Here is a 9,412-nt window from a genome sequence, read left to right on the forward strand (position 1 = left end):
GCGTTGCGATGGCGACCCGGGAACCCGCTCAGGCGCCTCTCAGCTCCTTGTCGATGAAGTCCAGGACCTCCGCGGCCGAGGCGCTGCTCAGCCGCTCGTCGACGTCTGTCTCCGTCCGGCGGGGCGCCTCGTCCCAGCGCGCTGCGAGGGCGCGCAGCCGCTGCGCCACGTCCGCTCCACCGTCACCGCTGTCGTCCGCGGTGAGTGTGTTCAGCGTGGCCTCGAGTCGGTCGAGTTGGGCGAGGACCGTGTCGGATGGATGGGTCTTCGGCGGTGCAATGTGTTCGAGCAGATAGCCGGTCAGCGCCTCGGCGGTCGGGTAGTCGAAGACCAGCGTCGCGGGCAGCGAGAGTCCCGTGAGGGCAACCAGTCGGTTGCGCAGCTCCACCGCGGTGAGCGAGTCGAAGCCGAGGTCCTTGAACGCGCGGTCCGGGTCGACGTCGTCCGCGCTGCTGTGACCCAGTACGGCGGCGACGGTGCCGCGCAGGCTGCTGAGAACCGTCTCGTGCTGTGCGGCGGCGTCCAGTCCCGCCAGCCGTTCGGGCAGCGACTGGCCGGCTCTTTCGGCCCGCCGGGCACGCGCCGGCACCATGGTGCGCAGCACGGGAGGCAGCAGCCCCGCCGCGGCATGCCCCCGCAGCGTGGGCAGGTCCAGCTGTGCCGGGACGCGGACGGGGGGATGCGGGGTGGCGAGCGCGGTGTCGAGCAGTGTCATGCCCTGCTCGGTGGTCAGGGGGACCAGTCCGCCCCGGGTCAGTCGGTCGCGGTCGGTGCCGGCCAGCGCACCGGTCATACCGCTGGTCTCCTCCCACAAACCCCACGCCAACGAGACAGCGGGAAGACCCTGCGCGTGGCGATGCTGCGCCAACGCGTCCAGGAACGTGTTGCCCGCCGCGTAATTGGCCTGCCCCGGCGTGCCCAGGGTGCCGGCGATGGAGGAGAACAACACGAACGCCGACAACCCGGCATCCCGAGTCAGCTCATGCAGATTCCAGGCCGCATCCACCTTCGGCCGCAACACCCGCGCCAAACCCGCCGGCGTCAACGAACCCAGCGTCGCGTCCTCCAGCACACCGGCGGTGTGGAAGACCCCCGTCAACGGATACTCCGCCGGAATCGCAGCCAAAAGTTCGGCCAGTGCGTCGTGGTCGGCCACGTCACACGCGGCCACCTCCACCCACGCCCCCGCCCCCTCCAACTCAGCCACCAAGCCGGCAGCACCCGCAGCCTCCATACCGCTGCGGCTGACCAGCAACAACCGCTCCACCCCATACCGGGAAACCAGATGCCGCGCGGTAGCCGCACCCAGCACACCGGTACCACCCGTCACCAGGACCGTCCCGCCACCACCCAACACCGACAGACCACCGTCAGCCTCTTCAAGGCCCGCCTGTCCGCTGGTCTTGGCCAGCCGCGGCACCAGCACCCGGCCCCCACGCAGCGCCACCTGCCACTCCCCAGCCGAAGCCGCACCCGCGACCGCAGCCGCAACCGACCTCCACGGCACCGGCTCCTCACCGGGCTCCGCATCCACCAGCACCAACCGGCCCGGGTTCTCACTCTGCGCACTACGCACCAGACCCCAGCAGGTCGCCGCCGCCACGTCCGGCACACCCTCACCCGCGCCCGCAGCCACCGCACCCCGCGTGACAAGCACCAACCGCGACCCGCTCAACCGCTCCTCACCCAACCACCCCCGCACCACGTCCAGCACCCGACGGGCGACCCGGTGAGCGGCCCGCGCAGGCGACGAGGACACCTCCAGACCACCCACCGGACACACCACCACCCCCGGCACCGAGCCCACTGTCCCCACCGACTCCGCTGACCCCGAAGACTCCGACGTCCCCAGCGAACCGTCCGACACCTGACGCAACAGACCCGCCAAGTCCGAATAGACCGGGACATCCGGACCCGCACCCTCCACAGGGCCCGACCACTCACCGACACCACCCCCCAACACCGCCCACGACTGCGGCGTGCCCTCGCCGCTGTCGCCCGCAGCGGGAGCGTCCGTCCAGTCGAGGCGCAGCAGGGTGGAGAGCCCGGCGTCGCGGGCGAGCGCGGAGCTGAACTGCTCCGTGCTCATCGGCCGCAGGGTGAGGGAGGCGATCGACGCGACCGGCGTGCCCTCGCTGTCGGACAGCAGAAGACCGACGCTGTCCGGTCCGGCGGGGGTGAGGGCCACGCGCAGGGACCTCGCTCCGTGTCCGCCGTACAGGGTCATCCCGCTCCAGGCGAACGGCAGCCACGCCTGCTGTGCGGAGCCGCCGCGGTCCGTGAGACCGAGCGCGTGCAGTGTCGAGTCGAGCAGAGCGGGGTGCAGGCCGTAGCCGTCCGTCTGGATCTCCTCCGGGAGGTCCACCTCCGCGTACAACTCGTCCCCCCGGCGCCAGGCGGCGCGCAGTCCCTGGAACACCGGTCCGTGCTCCATTCCGGTCGCGACGAACCGGTCGTACGCCTCGCTCGTCTCGCACGGTGAGGCTCCGGGCGGCGGCCAGGCCTCCGCCGTGAGCGATGGAGGTGACGGCGGCGGCGAGTCGGCGGACGACAGGCTGCCCTGGGCGTTCCGCGTCCACGGGGCGTCCAGCTCCGGTGATTCGGGACGGGAGTGGACGGCGAGCGCGCGGCGTCCCTCCGCGTCCGGGGCGTCGATGACGATCTGGACCTGGACGGCGCCCTGTTCGGGCAGTACCAGCGGTGCCAGCAGCGTCAGGTCGTCCACTGCGCCGCACTCGGTCTGCGCTGCCGCGAACAGCGCGAACTCCGCGAACGCCGCGCCGGGCAGCACGGTCGCGCCGAACACGGTGTGGTCGGCCAGCCAGGGACTGGTCCGTGCCGACAGCCGTCCCGTGAGCACGCACCGGTCGTCCCCGGCCAGCGGGAGCGCCGCCCCGAGCATGGGGTGCCCGGCGCCGACCAGGCCCGCCGAGGCGGCGCCTGCCCGGCCCGCCGAGGGCAGCAGCCAGTAGCGGCGCCGCCGGAAGGCGTAGGTCGGCAGTTCGACCGCCGGTACCGAGCGGCGCGGGCGGAAGACCCGGTGCCAGTCGACGTGGGCGCCGCCCACGTGCGCCCGCGCCAGGGAGGTCAGGTACTCGCGCGGGCCGTCGTGGTCCTTGCGGACCGTGCCGACCACGGTGGCGCTCACACCGGCGTGGTCGCGGCTCTGCTGGAGACCCACGGTCAGCACCGGATGCGGGCTGACCTCGACGAACAGGCTGTGGCCGCTGTCGAGTGCGGCCCGTGTGGCGTCGGCGAACAGCACGGTGTGGCGCAGGTTGCGGTACCAGTAGTCGGCGTTCAGGCGGGTGGTGTCGATGATTTCACCGGTCACCGTGGACAGGAACGGCACGTCGGCCGGGCGGGGCTCGATGGGATCGAGCACCTTCAGCAGCTCGTCGCGGATCGCCTCCACGTGGTGCGAGTGCGAGGCGTAGTCCACGGGGATCGTCCGCGCGCGCACGCCGTCGGCGCGGCAGTCGGCCACGAGCTGCTCGACGCTGTCGGGGTCGCCCGAGACCACGGTGGTGTCGGGCCCGTTGACCGACGCGACGCCCACCCGCCCTGACAGCGCCTCCAGGCGTGCCGTCAGCTCCTCGACGGGCAGTGGCACGGAAGCCATGGCGCCGCTGCCCGCCAGCGCGGTGAGGGCCCGGCTGCGGAACACCACGACGCGGGCGGCGTCGTCCAGGGACAGCGCACCCGCGACGCAGGCGGCGGCGATCTCGCCCTGGGAGTGGCCGACGACGGTGTCCGGGGCCACGCCGCAGGAGGTCCACAGCTCGGCCAGCGCCACCATCACGGTGAACAGCACCGGCTGTACGACGTCCACCCGCTCCAGGGAGGGTGCGTCGGGCTCCCCGCGCAGCACGGCCAACGGCGACCAACCGGCGTGCTGCTCCACCGCCGCGTCGCACGCGCGCAGGCGGGCGGCGAACTCGGGCGAGCTGTCGAGCAGGTCGAGCGCCATGCCCGCCCACTGCGAGCCCTGCCCGGGAAAGACGAAGACGGTACGCCCTGTGTCGCTTCCCGCGACCCCTTCGACCAGGGCCGCGTGGGGCTCACCGGAGGCCAGCGCCGCCAGCGCTTCGTGGAGTTCGCCCCGGTCGCCGGCGACGACAGCGGCGCGGTGCTCGAAGGGAGACCGGGTGGTGGCCAGCGCGCCGGCGGTCTGAGCGAGGTCCAGGTCCGGATGGTCGCGCAGCAGGTCCCGAAGGGCCGCCGCCTGGTCCCTGAGCGCCTGGCCGTCGCGGGCCGAGACCGTCCACGGCAGCGGCGCTCCCGCGAACGCCGCGGGCGGTGCCGCCGCCGCGGCGGACCGCGCGTCGGCGACCGGGGGCTGTTCGAGGACGACGTGCGCGTTGGTGCCGCTGATGCCGAAGGAGGAGACCGCGGCCCGGCGGGGGCGCCCCGTCTCGGGCCACTCGGTGGTCTCGGTCAGCAGCGCGACGCCGCCCGCCTCCCAGTCGACATGCGGCGTCGGCGCTTCGATGTGCAGGGACTTCGGCAGGACGCCGTGCCGCATTGCCTGCACCATCTTGATGACACCTGCCACGCCGGCGGCCTGCTGCGCGTGCCCGATGTTGGACTTCACCGAGCCCATCCGCACCGGGCGGTCCGCCGGCCTGTCCTGCCCGTACACGGCCATGACCGCCTGCGCCTCGATGGGGTCGCCGAGGGTGGTGCCGGTGCCGTGCGCCTCGACGACGTCCAGCTCGCCGGGGGACAGACCGGCCCCGGCGAGGGCCTGACGTATCACGCGCTGCTGCGAGGGGCCGTTGGGTGCGGTCAGCCCGTTGCTGGCGCCGTCCTGGTTGACGGCGCTGCCGCGGACGACCGCGAGCACGTTGTGCCCCTTGCGTTCCGCGTCGGACAGCCGCTCGACGAGCAGCATCCCGATGCCCTCGGAGAACCCGGTACCGTCCGCCGAGGCCGCGAAGGCCTTGCAGGAGCCGTCGGGGGACAGCCCGCGCTGGCGGCTGAACCCGGTGAAGATCGCGGGGGAGGACATCACGGTCACCCCGCCCGCCAGGGCCAGGTCGCACTCGCCGCTGCGCAGGGCCTGGCAGGCCATGTGCAAGGCGACCAGCGACGAGGAACAGGCCGTGTCCACGGTGACCGCGGGGCCTTCGAGCCCGAGCACGTAGGCGACGCGGCCGGACGCGACGCTGCTGGTGGCCCCGGTCAGCAGGAAGCTCTCCAGGGAGTCGGCCGACGTCTGGTCCGTGCCCAGCCCGTAGTGGTGGTCGGCCATGCCCACGTACACGCCGGTCCGTGAGCCGCGCAGTGAGGCGGGCGGTATCCCGGCCCGCTCCAGGGTCTCCCAGCCCGTCTCCAGCAGCAGCCGCTGCTGCGGGTCGGTGGCCAGCGCTTCCCGGGGGCTCATCGCGAAGAACCCGGCGTCGAAGTCGCCCGCGGCGTCGAGGAAACCGCCCCGTGTCGTGTAGGTCTTCCCGGGCTGCTCCGGGTCGGGGTCGTAGAGGTCCGCGATGTCCCAGCCGCGGTCCGCGGGGAACTCGCCGATGACTTCCCTGCCCTCCAGCACGACGCGCCACAGGTCGTCGGGGGAGGCGATCCCCCCTGGATAGCGGCAGGCCATGCCGACGATCGCGAACGCGGCGTCCTCGACGGCCTCGGCGTCGCGGGGTGTCTGCGCGGCGTCGGCGGTCGGCTCTGCGGCGTCCGCCCCCGGCGCCGCCGTGAGGGTGTGCAGGTGTGTGGCGAGGGCGGCGGCCGAAGGGTGATCGAAGATCACGGTGGGGGACAGCCGCAGGCCCGTCGCGGCGTTCATACGGTTGCGCAGTTCCACCGCGGTGAGGGAGTCGAAGCCCAACTCCTGGAAGGGACGTTCGGCGGCGACGGGCTCCGACGGCGCACGTCCGAGCACCGCGCCGACGTGCTCGCGGACCAGATCCAGCAGGATCCGCCGCTGCTCCGCCGCCGTACGACCCGCGAGCCGCTGGTGCAGCGAGGAGGACGTCTCGTCCGCCGCACGCGCTGTCGGCCGCCGCCGCGGCAGCAGCGAACGGACCATCGACGGCAGCGCGTCGGCCGCGGCCCGCAGCGCCGGCATGTTCATCCGGGCCGGCACGAGCACGGAGTGCGCGGCGCGCGCTCCCTCGTCGAAGAGGTCCAGCGCCTCCCTCGTGGGCAGCGGAGCCAGCAGCGAGCGCGCGCCGCCCCGCTCGGCCTCACCGAGGACCTTGCCCGAGATGCCGCTGCTGCGCTCCCACAGACCCCACGCCAGCGAGGTGGCGGGCAGGCCCATGGCGCGCCGGTGCTGGGCGAGGGCGTCCAAGAAGGTGTTCGCGGCCGCGTAGTTGGCCTGCCCCGGGTTGCCCATGACGCCCGCCACGGACGAGAACAGCACGAAGGCCGACAGGTCCAGGTGGCGCGTCAGCCGGTGCAGGTTCCACGCCCCGTCCACCTTGGGCCGCAGAACGGGGGCGAACCGGTCGCCGGTCAGCGACGTGAAAACCGCGTCGTCGGCGACACCCGCCGTGTGCACCACGGCGGTCAGCGGGTGCTCCTCGGGTACGGCGTCGAGCACCTCGGCCAGGGCGGTCTCGTCGGCGGCGTCGCAGGCGGCGAGGGTCACCTGGGCGCCCAGCCCGGTCAGTTCTGCCTCCAGCTCCGCCGCACCCTCGGCGTCGCGTCCCCGGCGGCTGAGCAGCAGCAGGTGACGGGCGCCGTGCCGCTCCACCAGGTGGCGGGCGACGAGCGCGCCCAGTGTGCCGGTGCCGCCGGTCACCAGGAACGTGCCCGCCGGATCGGGGCGCTGCGGCAGGGTGAGGACGAGCTTGCCGAGGTGACCTGCCTGGCCCAGCCGGCGGAAGGCGGGCAGCGCGTGCCGCACGTCGTAGGCCGTGACGGGCAGCGGCCGCAGCACACCCTCGGCGAACAGGCCGTCGAGCGCGGTCAGCATCCGGTGGATGTGGTCGGGGCCCGACTCGAACATCTCGAAGGGGCGGTAGGTGACCCCCGAGTGGTGGCCCTCCACCTTCGCGACGTCGCGGAGGTCCGTCTTGCCCATCTCCAGGAAGTGCCCGCCGTTCGGCAGCAGCCGCAGCGACGCGTCGACGAACTCCTGAGCGAGGGAGTTGAGGACGACGTCGACCCCCTCGCCGCCCGTCGCCCGGAGGATCTCCTCCGCGAAGTCCAGGGTGCGCGAGTTCGCGATGTGCGCGTCGTCGTACCCCTGCGAGCGCATCGCGCCCCACTTGGGCGGGCTCGCGGTACCGAAGACCTCCATGCCCAGGTGCCGGGCGAGCTGGGTGGCGGCCATGCCCACGCCGCCGGTGGCCGCATGGACCAGCAGCCGCTGTCCCGGTACGGGCCGCACGAGTTCCGTGAGCGCGTAGTAGGCCGTCAGGAAGACGATCGGTGCGCCGGCGGCCTGCGCGAACGACCAGCCCGCCGGCACGCGCGTCAGCAGCCGCCGGTCGGTCACCGCGGCGGGGCCCATGGCGCCGTCGTGGAACAGGCCCATCACGCGGTCCCCGGGCCGCAGACCGGTCACCTCGGGCCCGACCGCGGTCACCACGCCGGACGCCTCCCCGCCGATGACCGCCTCGTCCGGGTACAGGCCCAGCGTGAGCAGCACGTCCCGGAAGTTCATGCCGGCGGCCCGCACGGCCACCTGCACGTCCATGCCCTCCACAGGGCGCCCCGGAGCGCCGGGCTCGTCCTCGGCGCGTGCGACGAGAGCGAGGTTGTCCAGAGTGCCCGGCTCACTCACGTCCAGCCGCCACCTGGAGACGCCCGCGGGCGGCTGAAGGGCGTCCCCCGTCCGCACCCGCAGCAGCCGGGGCACGTAGGCCTCGCCGTCGCGAAGAGCGAGCTGCGGCTCCCCGCCGGCCGTCCACGTGGCCAGCTGCCGCGCGGACACACCGGTGGCACGGGGATCGGTGTCGACGAGGACGAACCGCCCCGGATGCTCCGACTGCGCCGTACGCAGCAGCCCCCACACGGCGGCGGCGCCCAGATCCCGGACGGGCTCGCCCTCCCGTACGGGCACGGCGCCGGACGTCAGCACGACCAGCTGAGCAGTCGCGAACGTGTCGTCGGCGAGCCAGTCCCGCACCAGGTCGAAAGCGCGGGTCGTCGAGGCGAGAACCGCCGAACCCACGTGCTCGTCGGACGCATCCCCTCCGCACAGGCGCACGCACACCGCCCGCGGCACCGGTACACCGTCCCGCACGGCGTGACGCAGCGCGGACAGACTGTCGAAACAGGCGAGCCCGGACGCCCCCGCGCCCTCCGGTTCGAGCAGTGCCGCGTCAGGCCCGACGACGGCCCAACCCGCGACGGCCCGACTCTCCCCGCCGGCACCCGGCTCGGCTCCCACATCGGTCCGCGTCCACTCCAGCCGGTACATGTCGTCCCGCCTGCCGCCCGCGGCCGACCACGACTCCGGCGTGACCGGACGCGCGGCCAGCGTCTCCACGGACGCCACCGGGGCTCCGGCGGCATCGGCGACCGCCAGCGACACGGAACCCTCGCCGCCCCGACGCAGACGTACGCGCACAGAACTGGCGGCCACGGCATGCACCGCCACCCCGTGCCAGGCGAACGGCAGCCGGGCCTGAACCCCTTCGCCGCCCGGGTCCAACGCCGTCGCGTGCAGCGCCGCGTCCAGCAGAGCGGGGTGCAGCGCGAACCCGTCCGCGCCGACCCCCTTCGGCAACTCCACCTCGGCGTACACGTCCTCGCCACGCCGCCAAGCGGCGCACAAGCCCCGGAACGCCGGCCCGTAGGCCAGGCCCGCCTCGGCGAAACGGTCGTACACGCCCTCGACGGCCAGCGGCTCGGCGCCCTCCGGCGGCCAGGCCGCCGCGGAGCGCGGCGGCGCCGTCGCCGCCGCGCCGGCCAGTGTCCCCACCGCGTGGCACGTCCACGTATCGGGCTCCGCGTCCGCGTCGGCGGGTTCCGGCCGCGAGTGGATGGTGATCGACCGCTCACCGTCGCCGCCGTCCCCGCCCACGACCACCTGGAGCTGCACGCCCCCGCGCTCGGGCAGCAGCAGCGGCGCCTGCAACGTCAGTTCCCCGATCCCGCCCGCACCGGTGTGGTGGGCGGCGTGCAGCGCGAGCTCGACGAACGCGGTCCCCGGCAGCACGGCCCGCTCCAGCACCACGTGCTGGGCCAGCCAGGGATGCGACTTCAACGAGATACGCCCGGCGAACAGGTGCCCCTCCCCGTTGGCGATCTCGGTACCCGCCGCCAGAAACGGATGCCCCGCGGGAGCGAGCCCGGCACTGCCCATGTCGCCCGCCGTGACGATGTGATCGGGCCAGTAGGTGTGGTGGGTGAAGGGGTAGGTGGGGAGGGGGGTGGAGGTGTGTGGGTTGGGGTGGTGCCAGGTGAGGGGGTGGGTGGTGGTGTGGGTGTGGGCGAGGGTGTTGGTGAGGGC

At 73.7% G+C, this 9,412-nt stretch carries 1 protein-coding gene; it reads right to left on the minus strand.

The window, feature by feature from the left end:
* Positions 1–28: 28 nt before the first annotated feature.
* Positions 29–9,265 carry a type I polyketide synthase gene (locus DTL70_RS29465; protein ID WP_147266836.1) on the minus strand — a complete coding sequence of 3,079 codons (9,237 nt, stop codon included), beginning with the start codon at positions 9,263–9,265 and terminating at the stop codon, positions 29–31.
* Between the last annotated feature and the right edge of the window lie 147 nt (positions 9,266–9,412).

Source organism: Streptomyces diacarni (genome assembly GCF_003323715.1).
GTDB lineage: Bacteria > Actinomycetota > Actinomycetes > Streptomycetales > Streptomycetaceae > Streptomyces > Streptomyces diacarni.